This is a genomic window from Pseudomonas sp. TKO26, from assembly GCF_003225665.1.
In the GTDB taxonomy this organism is placed as follows: Bacteria; Pseudomonadota; Gammaproteobacteria; order Pseudomonadales; family Pseudomonadaceae; genus Aquipseudomonas; species Aquipseudomonas saponiphila.
Genome location: NZ_QKLN01000041.1, coordinates 78,983 through 101,418, shown reverse-complemented (window position 1 = coordinate 101,418; position 22,436 = coordinate 78,983). Strand labels below are relative to the sequence as shown.

The following is a 22,436-nucleotide window of genomic DNA, read 5'->3' as shown; positions in this document are numbered from 1 at the left end:
GGGGGCAGAAAAGGGAGGCATTCTAACCCAATGGGTTTTAGATGGCATATGAAAGGACATCATGTCGCATAGAAGCAGCGTTCAAGTGACGAGCAGCAAGCCGCAAGCAGAAAACCGCCATGCTTTCTTGCCGCTGGTCGCTTGAAGATTGCCACTGCTTCTAGTCGAACATGAACAGGGCGTCGTTGCTGAATTGCGCCTCGAAGCGATTGGCCGGCATCGGCCGGCCGAACAGGTAGCCCTGGACCTCGTCGCAGCCATGTTCGCGCAGGAACTCCAACTGCTCGTGGGTTTCCACGCCCTCGGCGATCACCGCCAGGTTCAGGCTGTGGGCCATGGCGATGATGGCGCGGGCGATCTGCGCATCCTGCTCGCCGGATGGCAGGCCGTCGACGAAGGTGCGGTCGATCTTCAGCACGTCGATGGGGAACTGCTTGAGGTAGTTGAGCGAGGAATAGCCGGTGCCAAAGTCGTCCACCGCGATGCTCAGGCCTAGGTTCTTCAGGCCGTCGAGGATCTGCATCGCCTCGCTGACTTCGCGCATCAGGATACTTTCGGTCAGCTCCAGTTCCAGGCACGCCGGCGGCAGGCCGGTGTCCTTGAGGATGGTCGCGATGCGCATGCCCAACTGGCCATCGGAGAACTGCCGCGCGGAGATGTTCACCGAAACCTTCGGCACCCGTACCTTGGCCTGGTGCCAGGCCTTGAGCTGGCGGCAGGCTTCGCTGATTACCCAGTCGCCGACATCCACCACCAGACCCAGCTCTTCCAGCACCGGAATGAAATCCCCCGGCGGCACCAGGCCGCGCCGCGGATGCCGCCAGCGCAGCAGCGCCTCGGCACCGGTCAGGCGCTTGCCGTCGCCGCTGAATTGCGGCTGGTAATAGAGCACGAATTCTTCCTGCTCCAGAGCGTGGCGCAGGTCGCTTTCCAGCTCCAGGCGCTCCAGGGCGCTGGCGTTCATGTCGGCCTGGTAGAACTGGAAGTTGTTCTTGCCGCGTTCCTTGGCGTGGTACATCGCGGTGTCGGCGTTCTTCATCAACTGGCTCAGCTCGTTGCCGTCCTGCGGACTCAGGGCAATCCCGATACTGGCAGTGACGAAGAACTCCCGGCCTTCGAGGACGAAGGGCTTGACCAGGCTGGCAAGGATCTTCTCGGCCACGTTGATGGCCCGGTTCAGGGCGATTTCGCGACTGGAACGGGGTTGCAGGAGCAGGGTGAACTCGTCGCCGCCCATGCGCGCCACGGTGTCGTCATCGTCGACGCAGCCCAGCAGCCGTGTGGCCATTTCCTTGAGCATGCGATCCCCCGCGGCGTGGCCCAGGGAGTCGTTGATCGGCTTGAAGCGGTCCAGGTCGAGGAACATCAGCACCACCCAGGACTTTTGCCGTTCCGCTGATTGCAGGGCTGTGTGCAGGCGGTCCTGGAACAGGGTGCGGTTGGGCAGGTGGGTCAGGGCGTCGTAATAGGCCAGGCGGTGAATCCGCTGTTCGCTGGCCTTGCGTTCGCTGATGTCGCTGAAGAAGCACACGTAGCTGGCCAGGTCGCCTTCGTCGTCGAGTACCGCGGTGATCCCGACCCAGGCCGGGTAGTGTTCGCCATTGCGGCGCTTGAGCCAGACTTCGCCTTCCCAGGTGCTGTGCTGGTGCAACTGCTTGAGCACGTAGCGCAGATGGGCTTCCTGCTGCTCGTCGACGGTGAGCATGTTGGGCAACTGGTCGAGCACCTGGGACACGGCGTAGCCGCTGACCCGGCTGAAGGCTTCGTTGGCCTGGACGATGTAGCCGGCCGGGTCGGTGATCAGGATCGCCGACGTCGAGTGCTCGAATACCGTGGCCGCCATGCGCAGGTCTTTTTCCGCCCGGCGCTGCTGGCTGATGTCGCGGCCGACCCCGAGCACGCCTTCGAAGGCGCCGTGCTCGTCCCACACCAGGACCAGGCGCAGTTCGATGGGGATCTTGCGGCCGTCGGCCCGCAGGCAGTCGAACAGGAACAGCTGGGTCTGCACCTGGCTGCGCAATTGCGCCAGTTGCTCGGGTTTGTCCAGGGCCTTGCTGACCCGGTCCATCAGGGTATAGATGCCGGTCAGTTGCTGCGGGTTGGCAATGGTCGACTGCCAGCCGTTCTGGAAGATCCACTCCACGTCGTAGCCCAGTACCGCATGCACCGAGGGGCTGACGTAGTTCAGCGAGAGCTTGCTGTCGGTGGAGAAGATCACGTCGCTGATGCTCTCGGCGAGCATGCGGTAGCGTTGCTCGCTGTCACGCAGCGACTCGCTGGCCTCGATCTGGTCGGTGATGTCCTTGGCCACGCCGATGATCCGCGTTACCTGATCGTAGCGATCCCGGGCCAGGGCCTGCTCGCGGATTTCGAAGCGCCGCCACTGGCCGCTGCGGTGGCGGAAGCGCAATTGGCATTGCAGGAGCTGGGCGTAGGCCGAGTGGCGCTGCTCCTGGCGCAGGCGGTGATAGAGGTCGGCATCTTCCGGGTGCAGGAGGATTTCCCAGAAGTATTCGCCCATCTGGTGCAGTTCGGTCTTGTTGTAGCCCAGGGTCTGGCCCAGGTGGTGGTTGCTGAAGATCATCCGCTGGCTGATCACGTCCTGCACATACAGGTGATCGGGCACGGTGCGCACCACATCGGACCAGAACCCCTCGCGTTCCAGCAGCGACAGCTCGATCAGCTTGCGACTGGTGATGTCGCTGATGCTGAGGATCACCGCGCTGTAGTCCTCGACGGCCTCAGGCAGGCGCAGGACCAGCCACAGGTGCTGGTCATTGCCCTGGGCGTCGCTGAGCTTGATTTCCAGTTCCAGTTGCTTCTGCTGGTTGACCACCGCTTCCAGCAATTGGCTGCCGATCGCGTTGCCATTCTTCGGGTCGCCTTCTATCAGCAGCTGCCAGGCCTGCTCGCTGGACTCGACGTTGAGCAGGCGCAGGGCCACCTGGTTGACTTCGGTGATGCGCAATTCGCTCAGCAACTGCTGGCGATGATCCGGGTGGCTGGCTTGCCAGCGCTTGAGTTGGTCGCTGTTGTGTACATGGTGTTTGTCGAGCAACTCGGGGAGCCCGGAGATGTCCATGACGCACAGGGCCACGCCGGTGCCTTCGAAAATGTCCTGGTAGCGCCGCCGGCCTTCGTGCAACTGGCGCTGGCGCCGGCGCATGTTCAACAGGGCGATCACTGGTATCAGGGAGAAAGCCAGGCCCAGCAGGCATTTGCCGATGAAGGCCGGCAGCAGTTCCTCGATCACCGCCTGCTGGTCGAACAGGCCGCGCAGTTGCCAGTCGCTGTTGCTCAGGGGCACCAGCAGCACGCTGTCGGCCATTTCATCGGGATCCAGCATGCCCGGGGTCGGGGTGCTGTGCTCGTCACGCTTGATCACCTGGCGGCTGAGGCGGTTCTCGATCACCCAGGTGGGCTTGAAGTTGCCTTCGCTCTGCCGCACCAGGGTCTGCAGGAAGCTGGGCGCCAGGCGCAGGACCCAGTAGCTGGGGGTGGCACCACTGGACTGGTGCAGCAGCACATGCACCACCGAACCGTCGGCGGGGTTGCTGTAGTAGTAGCGCTGCAAGTGACTGCGCTGGATCAGGTCGGCGAGCCAGGGGGCGTCATGGCTGTCGCTGGCACTGTCGCTGAGAATCTGTCCAGAGGCGTCCAGCAAGGCAAAGCTGCGCACATCCGGCAGGGAGCGCTGGAGCTTGTACAGCAATTGCTGCTGTTGCTGGCTGTCCTGGGGCGATTCGACGATCGGCAGCAGATTGAGGGCGATTTGCGCATTGAGTGCCAGGTTCAGGCTCAGGTGGTCGGCCAGTTCGGCACTGTAGTCGATGGCGTGCTGACGCTGGTCCTTGCGGGTCTGCTGCAATTGATCGAGCAGTTGCCAGAACAACAGAGCCAGGAGTAGCAACACCAGCGTTGCCAGTGCGCCTTTGAGTGTGCCCCGCAAAGGATGGGCCGACGCGGAGGCTCTAGCGCGCGCGGGCTGTGGCGAAATGACGTTGGACAAGCTGTGATCCTGCGGTTTGGCTGGGCTGGCGCGACGTGCACTATAAGCCGGACGCCCGAAGGGCGGCTAGCATGCCTTGAGTTGTGGCAAAGTGCCAGTCCCGCTCGGCTGGACCTGGATCGCCCATTGAGGTAGTTTTGCCGGTTACGCGGGAGCGTTCCAGCTCCAGACCATCAGGCTTTTTCCGCCCGCCGGTATTGATCATGGTCAATGCCAGCGCTGCGCATGGCCTGGCCCGGGCCCGGCCCGTTCTATTCATCAGTCACTGACGCTAGGTTCACCATGGCTCAATACGTCTTCACCATGCATCGGCTGGGCAAAGTTGTTCCGCCGAAGCGGGAAATCCTGAAAAACATCTCCCTGTCTTTTTTCCCCGGCGCCAAGATCGGCGTGCTGGGCCTCAACGGTTCGGGCAAGTCCACGCTGCTGAAAATCATGGCCGGCGTCGACACCGAGTTCGAAGGTGAAGCCCGTCCGATGCCGGACCTGAACATCGGCTACCTGCCTCAGGAACCACAGCTGGATCCGACCAAGACCGTGCGTGAAGTGGTCGAGGAAGCGGTGAGCGTGATCAAGGACGCCCAGGCGCGCCTGGACGAAGTCTACGCCGCCTACGCCGAGCCGGATGCCGACTTCGACAAGCTGGCCGCCGAACAGGCCAAGCTGGAAGCCATCCTGCAAGCCAGCGACGGCCATAACCTGGAGCGCCAGCTGGAAGTGGCCGCCGACGCCCTGCGCCTGCCAGCCTGGGATGCCAAGGTCGAGCACCTGTCCGGTGGTGAGAAGCGTCGCGTGGCGCTGTGCCGCCTGCTGCTGTCGGCCCCCGACATGCTGCTGCTGGATGAACCGACCAACCACCTGGACGCCGACTCGGTGGCCTGGCTGGAGCATTTCCTCCACGACTTCCCGGGCACCGTGGTCGCGATCACGCACGACCGTTACTTCCTGGACAACGTCGCCGGCTGGATTCTCGAACTCGACCGCGGCGCCGGTATTCCCTACGAGGGCAACTACTCGGGTTGGCTGGAAGCCAAGTCCGCGCGTCTGGCCCAGGAATCCAAGCAGCAGTCGGCCCATGAGAAGGCCATGAAGGAAGAGCTGGAGTGGGTGCGTAAAGGCGCCAAGGCCCGCCAGTCGAAATCCAAGGCCCGTCTGCAACGCTTCGAGGAAATGCAGTCCCAGGAATTCCAGAAGCGCAGCGAAACCAACGAGATCTACATCCCGGCCGGTCCGCGCCTGGGTGACAAGGTCATCGAATTCAAGAACGTCACCAAGGGCTATGGCGATCGCGTGCTGATCGACAACCTGTCGTTCTCCATGCCCAAAGGCGCCATCGTTGGCGTGATCGGCGGCAACGGTGCCGGTAAGTCGACCCTGTTCCGCATGCTCATGGGCAAGGAAACCCCGGATTCGGGCAGCATCGAGATCGGCGAAACCGTGCAGCTTGCCTGTGTGGACCAGAGCCGTGAGGACCTGGACGGCAGCAAGACCGTGTTCCAGCAGATTTCCGACGGTTCCGACCAGATCCGCATTGGCAACTACGAGATCCCGTCGCGTACCTACGTCGGTCGTTTCAACTTCAAGGGCGGTGACCAGCAGAAGTTCGTCAAGGACCTGTCCGGTGGTGAGCGCGGTCGCCTGCACCTGGCCCTGACCCTGAAAGAGGGCGGCAACGTCCTGCTGCTCGACGAACCGTCCAACGACCTCGACGTTGAAACCCTGCGTTCCCTGGAAGAAGCCCTGCTGGACTTCCCGGGCGCCGCCATTGTGATCTCCCACGACCGGTGGTTCCTGGACCGGGTGGCCACTCACATCCTGGCGTACGAAGACGATTCCCAAGCGGTGTTCTTCGAAGGCAACTACACCGAGTACGAAGCCGATCGCAAGAAGCGCCTGGGCGAAGCCGCGGCGCAACCGCACCGTGTGCGGCACAAGAAGCTGGCCTGATCGGGTCGCTGCTTGAAAGAGACGGAGCCTTCGGGCTCCGTTTTTTTTGTTCGTCGACATGCCGGCGAAGGTGTTTTCGCGGATCACCAAAAGCGTGCGGGCCCAGCAATTTGTGCCACCAAATCCGTGCACAAAACCCCTGAAAATCGTCGCCATTTATATCTAATGCACCATTTAAATTCAGATCTGCGACATTTTGCGCTGTCACGGTGCGGATTGAATTGATAAAGTCCTGAGCAAATCTCTCCTTAACGACAATAAATTTGCCGAGACTTCCCATGATCGAATCCGTCGAAGACTTCCTCGCCCGCCTGAAAAAGCGCGACCCGGACCAGCCCGAGTTTCACCAGGCAGTGGAAGAGGTACTGCGCAGCCTCTGGCCGTTTCTCGAAGCCAATCCGCACTACCTGAGCTCGGGCATTCTCGAGCGCATCTGCGAGCCGGAGCGCACCGTGGTGTTTCGTGTGTCCTGGGTCGACGATCAGGGCAAGGTCCGGGTCAACCGCGGCTTCCGCATCCAGATGAACAGCGCCATCGGCCCCTACAAGGGCGGCTTGCGCTTCCATCCGTCGGTCAACATGGGCGTGCTCAAGTTTCTCGCCTTCGAACAGACCTTCAAGAACTCCCTGACGTCGCTGCCCATGGGCGGCGGCAAGGGCGGTTCGGACTTCAATCCCAAAGGCAAGAGCGACGCCGAGGTCATGCGCTTCTGCCAGGCTTTCATGACCGAGCTGTACCGGCATATCGGCGCCGATGTGGACGTGCCGGCAGGCGACATTGGCGTTGGTGCCCGGGAAATCGGCTTCCTCTTTGGCCAGTACAAGCGCCTGAGCAACCAGTTCACTTCGGTGCTGACCGGCAAGGGCATCAGCTACGGCGGCAGCCTGATCCGTCCGGAAGCCACAGGATTCGGTTGTGTGTACTTCGCCGAGGAAATGCTCAAGCGTCGCGGCGACCGGGTTGAAGGCAAGCGAGTGGCGATCTCCGGCTCCGGCAATGTTGCCCAGTACGCGGCCCGCAAGGTCATGGACCTGGGGGGCAAGGTGATCTCCCTGTCCGACTCCGAAGGCACCCTGTACTGCGAGTCCGGCCTGAGCGAGGAGCAGTGGCTGGCGGTGCTGGAGCTGAAGAACGTGCAGCGTGGACGGATCAGCGAGCTGGCGGCCCGTTTCGGCCTGGAGTTCCGCGCCGGCAAGACCCCGTGGGACCTGGCCTGCGATATCGCCCTGCCTTGCGCCACGCAGAACGAGCTGGACGCCGAAGCCGCCCGCAACCTGTTGCGCAACGGCTGCACCTGCGTGGCCGAAGGCGCCAACATGCCCACCACGCTGGAGGCTGTGGATATCTTTATCGATGCGGGCATCCTGTTTGCCCCGGGCAAGGCCTCCAATGCCGGTGGCGTTGCGGTGAGCGGCCTGGAGATGTCGCAGAACGCCATGCGCCTGCTGTGGACTGCGGGTGAAGTGGACAGCAAACTGCACGCCATCATGCAGTCGATCCACCATGCCTGCGTGCATTACGGCGAAGAAAATGGCCGGATCAACTACGTCAAAGGGGCAAACATCGCCGGCTTCGTCAAGGTGGCCGATGCCATGCTGGCCCAGGGCGTGGTCTGAGGCGTCTCAGGCCGGTTCGATACGGATGATCTCGATCAACTGATTGCCCGCCGGCCGCTGCCACAGAACCTCGTCACCGGGTTGTGCCCCCAGCAGGGCACGGCCCAGGGGCGAGGCCCAGTTGATCAGTCCCCGGGCCGCATCGGCTTGATCCTCTCCCACCAGTTGCACGCTTTGCTGATGACCCTGGTCATCGGCGAAGGTCACGCGGCTGCCGATCTGTACCTTGTCGGTTGAAGTGGCTGGCGTGACCACCTGGGCGCTATGCAGGCGCTGGGTAAAATAACGCAGGTCGCGCTCAAGCTCGGCCACCTGCTGCTTGTCGGCGGCATCCCCCAGGGCATTTTGCTCCGCGTGCTGGCTGTGCAGCAGGGCGACTTTGGCCTGCAATTCGGCAAGGCCCTGGGGCGTGACGTAGTTGGGCTGGGTGCTGATCTGGCGCTCCACGGGCTGTTCGGCCTGGGCTGCGGCCTGATCTTCATTGACGAAAGCGCGGCTCATGAGGTGCTCCTTGAGTGGAGGGGAGGCCATGGTTGCAGACTTTCAAGCAGGGCGGTTGCCTGTAAGCGACTTACGGCGAGCGATAGGCCCGGGCCGCGTCGCGATCCTTTTCCTGTTGCCAGGCCCGCTCCCGCTCGTCCCAGTGACGATCGCGGTAACGGTTGCGGTCCTGATTCTCCAGCATGCCCTGGCATTGGCGGAAACCGTCGTCCCAGCCCGCGGCGTATTGCGGGTCCGCCAGGTAGCGCGGAACGTCCTTGCGATACTCGCCGCTCATCGATCCGGCCGCCTGGCGGCCGCTGACGCAGCCCGCATCGAAGCCGTCGACAAAGGCCGGCGGGTAGCCTTGCTTGAGCAAATACTCGTGGTTCGACTCACAGCCACCGATCAGGGCCAGTGCCAGCACAGCCCAAGCATAACGCCACATCCACAAGCTCCCGGGCTTCACCTGAGTGAAGTCTAGAAGGGCGATTGTCGGCGAGGCGTGAAAACCTTGTCGCTAACAGCTTGAAGCTTGCGGCTGCTGTTAATAGTGATACCACTTGAGTTCCAGCAGCACTTCGTTCACCGGGGTCGCCAGTTGGCTGAACTCCCGTTGCGCGCTCAAACGCAGGCCCAGATTGCGTGACAGTTCCCATTGCTGGTTGAGGCTCAGGCTGCGGCGCACCTCGCCGTTGGTGAAGTAGTCGCCCTTGGCTTCGACGCTGAAATTGCCCAGCGGGTTTTTCCACAGCAGCCCGGAGTTGAAGCCTGCCGCCGGGGCGATGAAACCGGCGAAATCAGCGTTGTGTTCGACTCGCACGGTGCCCAGGACAAAGCCCAGGGTGTCCTCGCCCAGTTGCCAGGTGCCGCCGGCTCCTCCGTTGACGTGGCTGACCAGGGTTTCATCGTCGTGCTTGCCCGGCACCCGCTCCAGGCCGCCGGTGACCTGCCAGGACCAGGGTTGCAGCAGTTCGTTACGCGGGGTCAGTGAGCGGATGGTGGCCAGGTCCAGCTGTTGCAGCTGCCAGTGGTTGCCTTCGTACTGGCGCAGTTTCATCTGCAGGATCTCGATCTGCGCCCCCAGGGGGAAGCCTTCGGCGTTGTCGTTCAGGTCGTGGTAGGCCATGCGCAGGCCGTATTCGGCGAAAGCCCGGTCGTCCCGGGTGCCGACGCCCAGTTGCCAGGTGCGGGACTGGTGGCCGTCTTCCGGCAGGCCGGGCCGCTGGATCTGCAGCTCTGGCGCCGGGTTCTGGTTGATCGCCCGCAGCAGTTCGAAGCTGCGCTGGGAACGCTCCGCATCACGTTCCAGGCCGTTGGCCCGGTAGCGTTCGAGGCGGTAGGCTGCATCGACGATCAAGGCCTGGCGATCCCGGGGCAGGGCCTTGAATTCGCCAGTCTGCATTTGTTTCTGATCGGCGCTGACCTTGAGTACCCACTGCTGTTCGGCGTGGCTCAGGGGCTGGGCGCGGCTGAGCAGCTCCCGCTCCCGGGAAGGGCGATAGTCGATCCGCTCCACCAGGCCGGCGTCCTTGACGGCCTTGACCGTGTCGGTGGGAATGGCGGTCAGGGGGAACTGGCCGGTCAGGCGCAGGCTGGGCCGAGCCACCTGCAGCAGTTCCAGCAGGCGGTAGGAGCAGTTCTCGTCGAAGAAGAAGTAGTCGAACTTGATCTGCTTGAGTTCCCAGACGTGCTCCACCATGCGTTCGGTTTCGGCTTGGGTCAGGTTCAGCCGGTACTCCCACAGGTCGCGGTTTTCCAGGCTGCGGTATTCCGAGAGCTTTTCCTGGTAGGGCACCAGGGCGAACAGCCCCGGGTAGCCGCCCATCAAGCCTTTCCAGGCGTAGAGGATGCTGTTGTCGGACCCTTCGATATAGGCACCGAAGTTGATCGCGTAGCTGAGCAGGGCGGTGTGGTTGCTCTGCACATCGGCCTGGTCGATGCGCAACAGGGTGTGGCCGAACATCGACGAGGGGCTGTTCAGGTACGCGGCCGGAAAGATCATCACCGTGCTGTGGGGCGACACATCCTTGAACCACTGCCTGAACTCGGCGCAGTCCACCTGGGGCAAATCGTTCAGGCCCAGTTGTGCCTTGAGCCAGCGGGTGCGGGATGGGTAGACGCACTGGGCATGCCGGTCACCTGCGTCGGCCGGGGCGTAGAGGGCTTTCAGGGTCGCGGCCAGTTCGGCATCGGGATGATGGGCGCCGTCGACCGCCAGGAAGAACTTCGGGTCGCTGACGTAACTGCGCCAGCCACCGAGCTGGGCGGTTTCGTAATGACCTATGGAAATCCAGAAGGGGTCATGGGCCAGTTGCTGCAAACGTTGGGGGTCGATCTGGGGCGCGGCATACAGCGGGGCGCAGACACAGAGCGCCAGGTAGGCAAGGCGTTTGAGCATGGTGGGCAACTTAAGTCGGAAATACAAAGACCCAAGATGGGCAAGGTCCGCAAAATAAAACCCGCTCCCCGAAGGAAGCGGGCGGGTCGAGATTAAGCTGGAGTGGCGTATTTCGCCAGGCGCGCATCGTTCTTCAACACGGCCAGGGTATTGGTGTGCACATCTTCCGCGGTCACGTCAGCCTTGCTGAAGATCTGCTGGAAGTGTTCGTGGGTGACCGCGGCAAAGTGCGCTCGGTCTTCAGGTGCTACGCCGAGTACCACGGCGTAGGTGGTCAGGGCTTCGCCTTGACCCTTGGCCATGTCTTCGGAGAGCTCGTTCATCATGCCGTTCATGGCGAACCAGGATTTGCCACCATAGGTCAGCGAGGCGTTGGTGGAGCAACCGTTGGTGCCGGAGGTCATGCCGAAGGTGGCGTTGCCGGAGGTGCCGTTGGTGGTGGAGGCCAGGAAGTGCGCAGGCGTGCCACGCTGGCCTTGGAACAGCATGTTGCCCCAGCCGCAATCCGGACCGCCGGGCGCTTGAGCCATGGCGTTGAGGGATACAGCGGTGAAAAGAGTACCGAGAAGAATCCGTTTCATAGCGTTGTTCTCTTTGTGTGCATACCAATGGACGGGGGGAGACTGGCCCGTGGGGGCACCAGTGGGCCGGTTATCTATCCAGCCGCGCAGTTTGGAGTTTAGGCAGGTTCCCCGGGTTCCGTGATTTTTTACAAACAGTGCCTGAAACAGCAGGATTTATTTGTCGCTGGGGACGGTATCCGGCTTGTCTATGCTTTCCCCTGAGGCGCGCCTTGCCAGCCGGGCATACCCGGCGCCAGAATGCCGCCATCTGCCCCGCCTGATGTAAGGAAGCCCGATGCCTGATCCTGTTGCTGCCAGCCTGCGTCTTGCGCCTGAAGCGCTGACCCGCCCTTTCTCTGCTGAACAGTTCAGCTTCTCGACCACCAATGATTTGGAGCCCTTTCGCGGTGTGCTTGGCCAGGAACGTGCGGTCGAAGCCTTGCAGTTTGGCGTGGCCATGCCCCGCCCCGGTTACAACGTGTTTGTCATGGGCGAGCCGGGCACCGGCCGCTTCTCCTTCGTCAAGCGTTACCTGAAGGCCGAAGGCAAGCGCCTGCAGACCCCGTCCGACTGGGTCTACGTCAACAATTTCGACGAGCCCAGGGAGCCTAGGGCGCTGGAGTTGCCTGCCGGTGCCGCCGGCAGCTTCATCAGCGACATCAACGGCCTGATCGACAACCTGCTGGCGACCTTTCCTGCGGTGTTCGAGCATCCGTCCTATCAGCAGAAGAAGAGCGCCATCGACCGCGCCTTCAACCAGCGTTATGACCGTGCCCTGGATGTGATCGAGCGCCTGGCGCTGGAAAAGGACGTGGCGCTGTACCGCGACAGCAGCAACATCGCCTTTACCCCGATGTTCGATGGCAAGGCCCTGGACGAAGCCGAATTCGCTCAGTTGCCGGAGGCCGATCGCGAGCGCTTCCATGAGGACATTTCCGCATTGGAAGAGCGCCTCAACGAAGAGCTGGCGAGTCTGCCGCAATGGAAGCGCGAGTCGAGCAACCAGCTGCGCCAGCTCAATGAGGAAACCATCACCCTGGCCTTGCAGCCCTTGCTCGCGCCGCTGTCCGAGAAGTACGCGGAAAACGCCGCGGTCTGTGGATATCTGCAGGCGATGCAGGTCTATCTGCTGAAGACGGTGGTCGAGCAGTTGGTGGACGACAGCAAGACCGACGCGGTGGCGCGCAAGCTGCTGGAAGAGCAGTACTGCCCGAGCCTGGTGGTGGGTCACCCGGCCAGTGGTGGTGCGCCGGTGGTGTTCGAGCCGCATCCGACTTACGACAATCTGTTTGGCCGGATCGAGTACAGCACCGATCAGGGCGCGCTCTACACCACTTACCGGCAACTGCGTCCCGGTGCCTTGCATCGGGCCAATGGCGGCTTCCTGATCCTGGAAGCCGAGAAGATGCTCAGCGAGCCCTTTGTCTGGGACGCCCTCAAGCGTGCCCTGCAGTCACGCAAGCTGAAGATGGAATCGCCTCTGGGCGAGATGGGCCGCCTGGCCACCGTGACCCTGACGCCGCAAATGATCCCGTTGCAGGTCAAGGTCATCATCATCGGTGCCCGCCAGCTGTATTACACGCTGCAGGACCTGGACCCGGACTTCCAGGAGATGTTCCGGGTACTGGTGGATTTCGACGAAGACATTCCGATGGTGGACGAAAGCCTGGAGCAATTCGCCCAGCTGCTCAAAACCCGCACCTCGGAGGAGGGCATGGCGCCGCTGACAGCCGATGCCGTGGCGCGGCTGGCTACCTACAGTGCACGTCTGGCGGAACACCAGGGGCGTCTTTCGGCGCGGATTGGCGATCTGTTCCAACTGGTCAGCGAGGCCGACTTCATCCGTCACCTGGCCTCGGACGAGATGACCGACGCCGGGCATATCGAGCGAGCACTGAAAGCCAAGGCCACGCGTACCGGCCGGGTGTCGGCGCGGATCCTCGACGACATGCTGGCCGGGATCATCCTGATCGACACCGACGGCGCGGCCGTGGGCAAGTGCAACGGCCTGACGGTGCTGGAAGTCGGCGACTCGGCGTTCGGGGTGCCGGCGCGGATTTCCGCCACGGTGTATCCGGGCGGCAGCGGTATTGTCGACATCGAGCGTGAGGTCAATCTTGGCCAGCCGATTCACTCCAAGGGGGTGATGATCCTGACTGGTTACCTGGGCAGCCGCTATGCCCAGGAGTTCCCTCTGGCGATTTCCGCCAGCATTGCCCTGGAGCAGTCCTACGGCTACGTGGACGGCGACAGTGCTTCCCTGGGAGAGGCCTGCACGTTGATTTCGGCGCTGTCGAAAACCCCACTCAAGCAGTGTTTTGCCATCACCGGCTCGATCAACCAGTTCGGCGAAGTGCAGGCGGTGGGCGGGGTCAACGAGAAGATCGAAGGCTTCTTCCGGTTGTGCGAGGCTCGCGGCCTGACGGGAGAGCAGGGGGCGATCATTCCCCAGGCCAACGTGGCCACCCTGATGCTCGACGAGAAAGTGCTGCAGGCGGTGCGTGCCGGGCAGTTCCATGTCTACGCGGTGCGTCAGGCAGACGAGGCCCTGAGCTTGCTGGTGGGTGAGCCGGCCGGTGAGCCGGATGCCGAAGGGCAGTTCCCTGAAGGCAGCGTCAATGCGCGGGTTGTAGAGCGTCTGCGGGTCATCGCCGAGATGATCAGTGAAGAAGATCTCAAAGAGGCGGAAAAGGAGTTGGCGCAAGAGGCGTTGAGCGAGGCCAAGCCTGCGTGACGGCTGTCGATGGCGAGGGCTGTGTCCCTCGCTGTCGGCGTCGGGAGTCTGACGTCAATTTGACAAAATAGACCATTCGGCGCCTGTCGGATCGCTCAACTTTGTTTATCAGGCTTTTCTTCTATTCTCAGGGCAAGGAGAACGACAGTCGTCGCTGGATCGAAACAGCCCTCAACTGAAGGCTGAACAGTGGTTCTACCGAGGGTCGCCGCCATGTCGCGCAACCTTTGTCTCACCCGCCAATGCCTTGGCCTGGTTACCCGTATCGAATGCAGCGTCCGCCCACTGGCGGGGGACAACGGTATGTGGACTCTTCTCTTCGCCGCCGGAATGGCCGGTGAACAACCCTCCGCGATCAAGTCCCAGGGACCGTTCTGTGGCCCCGTGGTCGCCGAATCGATTCTCGACTCGATCGTTGAAAGCCTGACCACCCATGGCTATCAGTTGGCCGACGACCCGCAGATCTGGTGCCTGCACCTCCAGGCCCAGCTGCGGCAGATCAATGGCGAACGGGGACGCGGCGTCGGCGACTTCTAGTTCCAGCCCGAGCCCTGATCCTCAGGAAGCTGGTGGTGCCGACTCGCTTTTCTCCAACTTGACCTCGAAGCCATATTCCACGGTTTCGAGGTCGCTGCGGGTATAGCTCTCCAACTGGCTGGGCTGGCCGTAGAAGTAGTGCACGTCGAACAGCGCCGGACCATCGGCCGACGCGGTATGGCTGGTCGCGAGAATCTCCTTCAGGTACTGGCCGTTGTCGTCCTTGGCATAAAAGCGCCAGGCGTCCGCGGGGAAGAGTTTCTGGTCCACGATCAGGGCATTGCCCTTGAGCTCGAGCCCCTTGGGCAGCTGCCGGGTGCTGATGCTGTCCTTCTTGATGCTGGCCAGGAACAGTGGAATGGAGCCCACGGCGTAAGCCGGGGTTTCCGGGAACAGGTTGAGGTCGTAGGTGATGATGCCGCGCAGCGGGTCGATCTCGAAGGCCTCGTCGGGCAGTTCGATCGGTTCGCCGCGCTGGCCCTTGTCGTTCTGGGTGAAGAAGGTCAGGGGCGTGTCGCCGGTGCTGAACTCCGAGCCCAGCAGTTCGTCATTGAAGGTCCGTGAGTGGCTGAACTCAATGCGCATTGCGCTGGCATCCTCCACCGATTGGCTGATGGTCACGGATTTCTTCAGGGTTTCCTCGTCGAGCTGAGCGCCCTTGAGGTAGTTGGCAGCCTGATCGTCATAGACCACCACCGGCATGGGCAGCGGCTGGACGTTCTTGTCGGTGGTGCTGCGGTCGAAACGATGCACCGGCAGTTCCAGGTCCTTGCGTGTGACGCTGGCCTGAGCGAAGTCGAGCACCGCCACCTCGAGCTTTTCCACCACGCCGTTGAAATACACCTTGGCGTAATGATTGGTGTGTTGTTGCTCGAAGGCCTTCTGCTCGTTCTCCAGTTGTTTCTCGAAGTCGTCGCTCCAGCTTTTCTGCTTCTGCATCTCGGCCAGTTGCTGTTGGTAAAAGGCAATTTGTGCCGCGCTCTCGTTGATCGAGCCGGAGCGGGAGAGTATCTGGCCGGTGCTGTCCCGGGCTTGTGTCAACAGCGGGTTGAGCGACGTGTCGTTGGCCTCTTCGGGGAGCGGGCTGCTGTTGTTCAGTTCGATTTCAGCGACGTTTTTCTCCAGCGACAGCAGGGTCAGGCGGATGTTGCCGTCTTGGCGTGGCTTGCCGATATCGGCCTTGCTCAGCTCGAAGGTGAGTACGCGACTGGGGGCGATCACTTCAAGCTTGCCCAGCAGGGAGACGGGCTGCGGCTGGTTCTTGTTGTCCACCTCCAGGCCCTCGATAAAGGGGTAGGTTACGGTCAGGTCGTCCGGATTGGTCAGGTTGGAGCTTGACGGGCTCAGTTGAATCCCCGGATCGGTCTCCGACCATTCAGGTTGGAAGGGGATGACTTTCTTGTTGCTCAGGGTGACCGACTGCCACTCCAGGCCGTGGGGAAAGGGGAACTGCGCGGGCATTTCGAAGCTGAAGGGAAACACCGGTTGCAGATCGGTCAGGTAGTCGGAGCTGGAAGGCTTGCGCAGCACGAACAGGCCATTGACGTAGGTGTCCACCAAGGCTTGTGGCGTGGGGTAGTGCTTGAGCAGGGCCAGGCTGTCTTCGCCGTATTCGGTGTCGATCGGCTTGCTGGCAAGCTTGCCTTGCGCACGCTCCAGAAGCAGTAGCGAGCCCCCGAGATCGCTGACGGCATCTTTCAGCTTGGGATCCTGAATGGCGTCCAGGGAGGCCTCGAACTGCCGGGTTCTCTCTTCGAGGCTGGCCTGCTTGTTTTCGTCGCTGGGTGAACAGCCGCCGCTGATCAGCAGAACCAGGCCAAGGCCGATGCTTGTCAAAGGCAATCGCAAATCCATTTTCCAGTCTTCCTGTCCAATGTCGGTGAGTGGTAGGAACGGTTCGACACTAGCAGAAAAAACGTGCGGAAAAACTCGTAGAAACGGAGATTGCCTTTGGTTTATGGGCATTTGGAGCGCTGATATACTCGCCGCCGTTTTTTACTCCGGGTGCGAGATTCAATGGAACGTTTTATCGAAAATGCGATGTATGCCTCACGCTGGCTGCTGGCGCCGATCTACTTCGGTTTGTCCTTGGGCCTGCTGGCGTTGGCATTGAAGTTCTTCCAGGAAGTCTTTCACGTCATTCCCAATGTGTTTTCGATGGCTGAGTCGGATCTGATCCTGGTCCTGCTGTCGTTGATCGACATGGCCCTGGTGGGCGGTCTGCTGGTGATGGTGATGATCTCCGGCTATGAGAACTTCGTCTCGCAGCTGGACATTGACGAAAACAAGGAAAAGCTCAGCTGGCTGGGCAAGATGGATTCTTCGTCGCTGAAGATGAAGGTGGCGGCGTCTATCGTGGCCATTTCGTCGATTCACCTGTTGCGGGTGTTCATGGACGCCAAGAACACTCCGACCGAGTACCTGCTGTGGTACGTGGTGATTCACATGACCTTCGTGATTTCGGCGTTTGCCATGGGCTACCTGGACAAGCTGACCAAGCACTGATTGCGCCTGCTGGATGAGTACCGGCCGCCTGTGCGTTGCGAAACGGACGGGCGGTGTTGTTTGTGGCTTGTGCTTTTCTTGGCCGAGGAATATCCATGTAGGCGTCGGAGGTTTCCAATGCACGAGGTGCGCTTATGAACCTGCAGGAAATGAATGCCTACGCCATCGCCGGAAAAGTCGATGAATTGAACCTGATCTCCCTGGAAGGCGGGATCTATCTGCTTGAAGCGCGCATGCACGGGGCTGCTTACCCGCTCAGCGACGCCCAGGGGCAGATGTTTCATCTGCGTTCGGTAGAGCATGCCCGTGAGGTATTGCAGTCCTTTCCCAAGTTGCCTTTCAACCTGATCCACACTTCGGTGCACGATGAGATGTGCGGTTTGTCCGCCAGTGCCGAAGAAAGCCTGAAGGTACCGATCACAATGCGCTCTGCCTGGTAATGGCGGGGTTGCGCTGATTATCGCCGAACTTCTGTGCTAGTCTGCTCGCCCTTTTGATTCCGGGCGCTCCGGGAGGCCCTGTGTTTCTGCGGCCGTTCCTGGGCCGTCCGCACAGCGGAGCAGTGTCATGTCCGAAGTAAATCTGTCCACCGACGAAACCCGCGTCAGCTACGGTATTGGCCGTCAGCTGGGTGACCAGCTGCGCGACAACCCGCCACCGGGTGTGAGCCTGGACGCAATCCTGGCGGGCCTGACCGACGCATTCGCCGGTAAGCCAAGCCGTGTGGGTCAGGAAGAGATGTCCGCCAGCTTCAAGGTGATTCGCGAAATCATGCAGGCCGAAGCGGCAGCCAAGGCTGAAGCGGCTGCTGGTGCCGGCCTGGCTTTCCTGGCGGAAAACGCCAAGCGTGAAGGCATCACCACCCTGGCTTCCGGTCTGCAATTTGAAGTGCTGACCCAGGGCGACGGCGCCAAGCCATCCCGCGAAGACAGCGTGCGCACCCACTATCATGGCACCCTGATCGACGGCACCGTGTTCGACAGCTCCTACGAGCGCGGCCAGCCTGCCGAGTTCCCGGTAGGTGGCGTGATCGCCGGCTGGACCGAAGCGCTGCAACTGATGAACGCCGGTAGCAAATGGCGTCTGTACGTGCCGAGCGAACTAGCTTACGGCGCACAAGGCGTGGGCAGCATCCCGCCGCACAGCGTTCTGGTGTTCGACGTCGAGCTGCTGGACGTTCTGTAACCCGTGTAGGGGCCAGATGGCTGGCGATGGCGGCCGCGCACGCGCGGTCAGTTCATCTTCGGCCAGCTTGCCCCTTTCGCGCTCCTGGTTTCATAGACGGATTTTTGCGCCCAGGCTCTGGCCATCGGCGCCGGTTGGCCGCAAGGCTCTGGCGTAGCAGAACAAAAACAGGTTGCGCACCAACTCCTTGAGTACCAGCGGCTCGCTGGAGCTCAAACCGTTCAGGTCCAGATCCCCCTGGTCCTGCAGCTCGCTCAGGGCTTCCTCTTCCAGCACAGCACAGACTTCCCCGGTTTCCCGATGCAGGATTCGCAGGTAGGGGTGTGGCCGGTCCAGCCAGGCATCAATCAAATAAGTCATGGGTGTCATCTCCTTGAATGGGTTTCAATGAGAATAATTCTTATTCAATGAATAGCAAGTACCTATTGGCGGTTTCTGCTTTTTTCTGTGTGGAAATTGTTTTCGATCAAATCGGCTGGCTTTTCGCTAGCAGGCGTGTGAATCAAGCATGGCGGGGGTATAGGCGGGATACCCTCTCGCGGCAGGCGCGAGAGGGTGCAGGCGTCAGACCTTGCGGACGAACTCGGATTTGAGCTTCATCGGGCCGATGCCGTCGATCTTGCAGTCGATGTCGTGGTCGCCATCGCACAGGCGGATGTTCTTGACCTTGGTGCCGACCTTGACCACCAGAGAGGTGCCCTTGACCTTGAGGTCCTTGATCACGGTGATGGTGTCGCCGTCTTGCAGCACGTTGCCCACCGAATCTTTCTTCACGGCTTCATCGGATGCGGCTTCGGCTTCGCCGCTGGCAGACCACTCGTGGGCGCACTCGGGGCAGATCAGCTGGGTGCCGTCCTCGTAGGTGTATTCGGAATTGCATTTTGGGCAGGGTGGCAAAGTGCTCACTTAAGCTCCTCAAAGTCAGGATGGCTAAAAAGCGCACATTGTATAGGGTTTTGTCGCGGAGGGGGCGCTGGGCAGTTGCACCGGCGAGCCGGCTCCTGCAGATCGGCAGGAGCCAGCGCGGTTTAGTGGGTGCGGGCGACGGCGAATTCGCTCAGTTCCACCAGCGCGTCACGGTATTCGCTGGGTGGCAGGGCTTCCAGGCAGGTAATGGCGCGAGCCACGTAGTCGCGAGCCAGTTGCGCGGTGTAGTCCAGGGAGCCCGACGCCTCAACTGCGGCACGGATGCTTTCCAGGTCCTCGATACCGCCCTTCTGGATCGCCTGGCGTACCAGGGCTGCCTGTTCCGGGGTGCCTTCACGCATGGTGTAGATCAGCGGCAGGGTCGGTTTACCCTCCGCCAGGTCGTCACCGACGTTCTTGCCCAGGGTTTCGGCATCGCCACGGTAGTCCAGCAGGTCGTCTACCAGTTGGAAGGCCACGCCCAGATGGTCGCCAAAGGTGCGCAGGGCTTCGGCCTGTTCCGGCGTCGCGCCGGCCAGGGCGGCGGCGCTGTGGGTCGAGGCTTCGAAGAGCATCGCGGTCTTGCCGCGAATGACTTCCATATAGGTTTCTTCGGTGGTGCTGGCGTCACGCACCTTGGACAGTTGCAGCACTTCGCCTTCGGCGATGATCCGCGTGGCCTGGGACAGAATGCGCATGACCGGCATCGAGCCCAGCTCAACCATCATCTCGAAGGAGCGCGAGTACAGGAAATCGCCCACCAGGACGCTGGGAGCATTGCCCCACATGGCGTTGGCGGTGGAGCGGCCACGGCGCATGCCGGACATGTCGACCACGTCGTCGTGCAGCAGGGTGGCGGTGTGCAGGAACTCGATGGTGGCGGCCAGTAGGCGCAGGTCATCGCCTTCGCGGCCCAGGGCCTTGCCACATAGCAACACCAGCAGCGGACGCAGGCGCTTGCCTCCGGCCGAGGTGATGTAGTCACCGATTTTTGAAACCAGCGGTACTCGGGAAGTCAACTGTTTCTTGATGATGCCGTCGACGGCGCTAAAATCGTCCGCCACCGCGCGGTAGAAAGCTTGGGGTTGCATCAGCGACAGGTGCTCCAGAAGGGTTGCGCGGCATGCTAGGACCCGCGTCCGCAGGTGTCAAGGCGCGCTCCCGGCGGTGCTTCGCGCCGCCTGAACGGCACTTGCATCGCTATTGTGCCTTGCGTACAATCGCGCACCCTGAACTTCCTGGGCAGCACCTGCCTTACGCAATTGCACTTGGGCCGTTCCAGCCCCATGCAGCCATGCCAGCCAATACCTCTTCTTATAAAGAGCTGGGTGAGCAGGATTATCGGAGAAATACCATGTACGCAGTAATCGTTACCGGCGGTAAGCAATACAAGGTCGCTGAAGGTGAATACCTGAAGATCGAAAAACTGGAAGTCGCCACTGGCGAATCCGTGACTTTTGACCGCGTTCTGCTGGTCGCCAACGGCGACGACGTGAACATCGGCGCACCTGTTGTTGCTGGCGCAACCGTCAAGGCTGAAGTGATCTCCCAAGGTCGTCACGATAAAGTCCGCATCATCAAGTTCCGTCGCCGTAAGCACCACATGAAGCGTATGGGCCACCGCCAGTGGTTCACCGAGATCAAAATCACCGGTATTCAGGCTTAATTTCAGCCTAATTCCTCACTAGGAGAATTGAACTCATGGCACACAAAAAAGCTGGTGGTAGTACCCGTAACGGTCGCGACTCAGAAGCCAAACGCCTTGGCGTGAAGATGTATGGCGGCCAGGTCATCAAGGCCGGCAACATCATCGTGCGTCAGCGCGGCACCCAATTCCACGCTGGCTACGGCGTTGGCATGGGTAAAGATCACACCCTCTTCGCGAAAATCGAAGGCGTGATCAAGTTCGAAGTAAAAGGCGCCTTCGGTCGTCGTTACGTGAGCGTTGTCGCAGCTTAATTGCGCGATCGCTGGAAAAGCCCTGTCTCGCGACGGGGCTTTTTCGTTTGTGGGATGAGTCTCTTGCAAAACTGTTTGTACGAGCTGCCAGCGTTGGATGTTTCGGTCGTTGATTGAGGTCGCTGCGCTCATTTTTGCAAGAGTCTTATGTCTTAGTGCTTTTCAGCTCGCCCGTGTGGCGAGAGGCGTTTGAACATGAAGTTTGTTGATGAAGTTTCGATTCGAGTAAAGGCCGGCGACGGCGGCAATGGCTGCATGAGTTTCCGTCGGGAAAAATTCATCGAGAACGGTGGTCCCAACGGCGGCGATGGTGGTGACGGCGGCTCGATCTATATGGTTGCCGACGAAAACCTCAATACCCTGGTGGATTACCGTTACACCCGGCATTTCGATGCCGAGCGCGGTTCCAATGGTGGCAGTACCGACTGCACCGGCAAGAAGGGTGAAGACCTGGAGCTGCGGGTTCCGGTCGGCACCACCATCATCGATGCCGGCACCCAGGAGGTCATTGGCGACCTGACCAAGGCCGGTCAGCGCCTGATGGTGGTGCAGGGCGGCTGGCACGGTCTGGGTAACACCCGGTTCAAGTCCAGTACCAATCGTGCGCCGCGCCAAACCACTCCAGGCAAGCCGGGTGAGCAGCGTGATCTCAAGCTGGAGCTGAAGGTGCTGGCGGACGTCGGTCTGCTGGGCCTGCCGAATGCCGGCAAAAGTACCTTTATTCGCTCGGTTTCCGCGGCCAAGCCGAAGGTGGCCGATTATCCGTTCACCACCCTGGTGCCGAACCTGGGCGTGGTCAGCGTCGATCGCTGGAAGAGCTTCGTCATTGCCGATATTCCGGGGCTGATCGAAGGGGCTTCCGATGGTGCGGGCCTGGGGATTCGCTTCCTCAAGCACTTGGCGCGCACGCGCATCCTGCTGCACCTGGTGGATATGGCGCCGCTGGACGAAAGCAGTCCGGCGGATGCTGCGGAGGTGATTGTCAACGAGCTGGTCAAGTTCAGTCCGTCCCTGGCCGAGCGCGAGCGTTGGCTGGTATTGAACAAGAGCGATCAGATCCTTGAGGAAGAGCGTGAGGAGCGAGTCAAGGAGATCGTTGATCGCCTGCAGTGGACCGGTCCTGTCTATGTGATCTCGGCCATTTCCAAGGATGGCACCGAGCGTCTGAGTCGCGACATCATGCGTTACCTGGAGGATCGCGCTGACCGTCTGGCAGCCGACCCGGCCTACGCCGACGAGCTGGCCGAGCTGGATCAGCGTATCGAGGATGAGGCGCGTGCCCAGTTGCAGGCGCTGGATGATCAGCGTGCTCTGCGTCGCAGTGGCGTCAAGAGTGTCCACGACATCGGTGACGATGATTGGGATGAAGAGGATGTGGATGACGAGGATGGTCCGGAAATCATCTACGTCCGCGACTGATCCTGTCGTCGCGGGCTGGCCCGCGAAGACGGTTTATCTGGCCTGGCGCGGTGTTATCATCGCTGCCAGCCAGCTCTCAAGGCGCCGCTCATTCGAGCGGCGTTTTGGTATCTGCAAGGCGTAAATACGAATAACCCCATGAGTGGCGCTCGGTCGCGCTGCTCGCTGGCAAAGG

At 61.3% G+C, this 22,436-nt stretch carries 19 protein-coding genes; 10 read left to right on the top strand and 9 right to left on the bottom strand.

Translation table 11 applies throughout. From position 1 onward, the window contains the following. Nucleotides 1-160: 160 nt before the first annotated feature. Nucleotides 161-4,009: a bifunctional diguanylate cyclase/phosphodiesterase gene (locus DNK59_RS30005; protein WP_110725645.1), complete on the bottom strand. Its 3,849-nt coding sequence runs from the start codon at nt 4,007-4,009 to the stop codon at nt 161-163. A 282-nt stretch (nt 4,010-4,291) separates the two neighbouring features. Here DNK59_RS30005 and ettA point away from each other — a divergent pair, with 282 nt between their 5' ends. Further along, nucleotides 4,292-5,956 carry an energy-dependent translational throttle protein EttA gene (gene ettA / locus DNK59_RS30000; RefSeq protein ID WP_092309880.1) on the top strand — a complete coding sequence of 555 codons (1,665 nt, stop codon included), beginning with the start codon at nt 4,292-4,294 and terminating at the stop codon, nt 5,954-5,956. 278 nt (nt 5,957-6,234) lie between these two features. After that, nucleotides 6,235-7,572: an NADP-specific glutamate dehydrogenase gene (gene gdhA / locus DNK59_RS29995; RefSeq protein WP_110725644.1), complete on the top strand. Its 1,338-nt coding sequence runs from the start codon at nt 6,235-6,237 to the stop codon at nt 7,570-7,572. Between the two features lie 6 nt (nt 7,573-7,578). Here the strand turns inward: gdhA and DNK59_RS29990 are convergent, their stop codons facing one another. The 4 genes from DNK59_RS29990 to DNK59_RS29975 all read right to left on the bottom strand — a co-directional run bounded on the left by DNK59_RS29990 (nt 7,579) and on the right by DNK59_RS29975 (nt 11,034). After that, the gene (locus DNK59_RS29990; RefSeq protein ID WP_110725643.1) at nt 7,579-8,073 is read right to left on the bottom strand and encodes a GreA/GreB family elongation factor; all 495 of its coding nucleotides are present in this window, start codon (nt 8,071-8,073) and stop codon (nt 7,579-7,581) included. Between the two features lie 70 nt (nt 8,074-8,143). Further along, on the bottom strand, nt 8,144-8,500 hold the full coding sequence (locus DNK59_RS29985; RefSeq protein ID WP_110725642.1) for a hypothetical protein: 357 nt from the start codon (nt 8,498-8,500) through the stop codon (nt 8,144-8,146). 99 nt (nt 8,501-8,599) lie between these two features. Continuing rightward, entirely contained in the window at nt 8,600-10,453 is a 1,854-nt protein-coding gene (locus DNK59_RS29980) for a DUF4105 domain-containing protein (protein ID WP_110725641.1), read from the bottom strand. 92 nt (nt 10,454-10,545) lie between these two features. Next, on the bottom strand, nt 10,546-11,034 hold the full coding sequence (locus DNK59_RS29975) for a DUF3015 domain-containing protein (protein WP_016967017.1): 489 nt from the start codon (nt 11,032-11,034) through the stop codon (nt 10,546-10,548). Nucleotides 11,035-11,311: 277 nt separating this feature from the next. Here DNK59_RS29975 and DNK59_RS29970 point away from each other — a divergent pair, with 277 nt between their 5' ends. After that, nucleotides 11,312-13,750 carry a Lon protease family protein gene (locus DNK59_RS29970; protein WP_110725640.1) on the top strand — a complete coding sequence of 813 codons (2,439 nt, stop codon included), beginning with the start codon at nt 11,312-11,314 and terminating at the stop codon, nt 13,748-13,750. 213 nt (nt 13,751-13,963) lie between these two features. Beyond that, on the top strand, nt 13,964-14,287 hold the full coding sequence (locus DNK59_RS29965) for a hypothetical protein (protein WP_092309902.1): 324 nt from the start codon (nt 13,964-13,966) through the stop codon (nt 14,285-14,287). A gap of 21 nt (nt 14,288-14,308) precedes the next feature. Here the strand turns inward: DNK59_RS29965 and DNK59_RS29960 are convergent, their stop codons facing one another. Beyond that, nucleotides 14,309-16,141 carry a hypothetical protein gene (locus DNK59_RS29960; protein ID WP_110725639.1) on the bottom strand — a complete coding sequence of 611 codons (1,833 nt, stop codon included), beginning with the start codon at nt 16,139-16,141 and terminating at the stop codon, nt 14,309-14,311. Nucleotides 16,142-16,303: 162 nt separating this feature from the next. Here DNK59_RS29960 and DNK59_RS29955 point away from each other — a divergent pair, with 162 nt between their 5' ends. The 3 genes from DNK59_RS29955 (at nt 16,304) to DNK59_RS29945 (ending at nt 17,977) form a co-directional block, all read left to right on the top strand. Next, nucleotides 16,304-16,792, top strand: a complete 489-nt coding sequence (locus DNK59_RS29955) for a TIGR00645 family protein (protein ID WP_110725638.1) — start codon at nt 16,304-16,306, stop codon at nt 16,790-16,792. A 134-nt stretch (nt 16,793-16,926) separates the two neighbouring features. Then, complete coding sequence (locus DNK59_RS29950; RefSeq protein ID WP_060841170.1) at nt 16,927-17,232, top strand: DUF6482 family protein; 306 nt, start codon at nt 16,927-16,929, stop codon at nt 17,230-17,232. 127 nt (nt 17,233-17,359) lie between these two features. Next, a complete protein-coding gene (locus tag DNK59_RS29945; RefSeq protein WP_044465159.1) occupies nt 17,360-17,977 on the top strand; it encodes an FKBP-type peptidyl-prolyl cis-trans isomerase in 618 nt (205 codons plus the stop codon). A 90-nt stretch (nt 17,978-18,067) separates the two neighbouring features. Here DNK59_RS29945 and DNK59_RS29940 read toward each other — a convergent pair whose 3' ends face one another. The 3 genes from DNK59_RS29940 to DNK59_RS29930 all read right to left on the bottom strand — a co-directional run bounded on the left by DNK59_RS29940 (nt 18,068) and on the right by DNK59_RS29930 (nt 19,974). After that, on the bottom strand, nt 18,068-18,337 hold the full coding sequence (locus DNK59_RS29940; protein WP_016967029.1) for a hypothetical protein: 270 nt from the start codon (nt 18,335-18,337) through the stop codon (nt 18,068-18,070). 204 nt (nt 18,338-18,541) lie between these two features. Next, nucleotides 18,542-18,883, bottom strand: coding sequence for a zinc ribbon domain-containing protein YjdM (locus DNK59_RS29935; RefSeq protein WP_016967028.1), 342 nt, complete (start codon nt 18,881-18,883; stop codon nt 18,542-18,544). Nucleotides 18,884-19,005: 122 nt separating this feature from the next. Continuing rightward, nucleotides 19,006-19,974: a polyprenyl synthetase family protein gene (locus tag DNK59_RS29930; RefSeq protein WP_016967027.1), complete on the bottom strand. Its 969-nt coding sequence runs from the start codon at nt 19,972-19,974 to the stop codon at nt 19,006-19,008. Between the two features lie 263 nt (nt 19,975-20,237). Here DNK59_RS29930 and rplU point away from each other — a divergent pair, with 263 nt between their 5' ends. From rplU to cgtA, 3 genes are all read left to right on the top strand, one after another. Next, nucleotides 20,238-20,549: a 50S ribosomal protein L21 gene (rplU, locus tag DNK59_RS29925; RefSeq protein WP_003228361.1), complete on the top strand. Its 312-nt coding sequence runs from the start codon at nt 20,238-20,240 to the stop codon at nt 20,547-20,549. A gap of 35 nt (nt 20,550-20,584) precedes the next feature. Beyond that, nucleotides 20,585-20,842, top strand: coding sequence for a 50S ribosomal protein L27 (rpmA, locus tag DNK59_RS29920; RefSeq protein ID WP_003228360.1), 258 nt, complete (start codon nt 20,585-20,587; stop codon nt 20,840-20,842). Nucleotides 20,843-21,037: 195 nt separating this feature from the next. After that, complete coding sequence (gene cgtA, locus DNK59_RS29915) at nt 21,038-22,261, top strand: Obg family GTPase CgtA (protein ID WP_016967026.1); 1,224 nt, start codon at nt 21,038-21,040, stop codon at nt 22,259-22,261. The last annotated feature ends 175 nt before the right edge of the window (nt 22,262-22,436 follow it).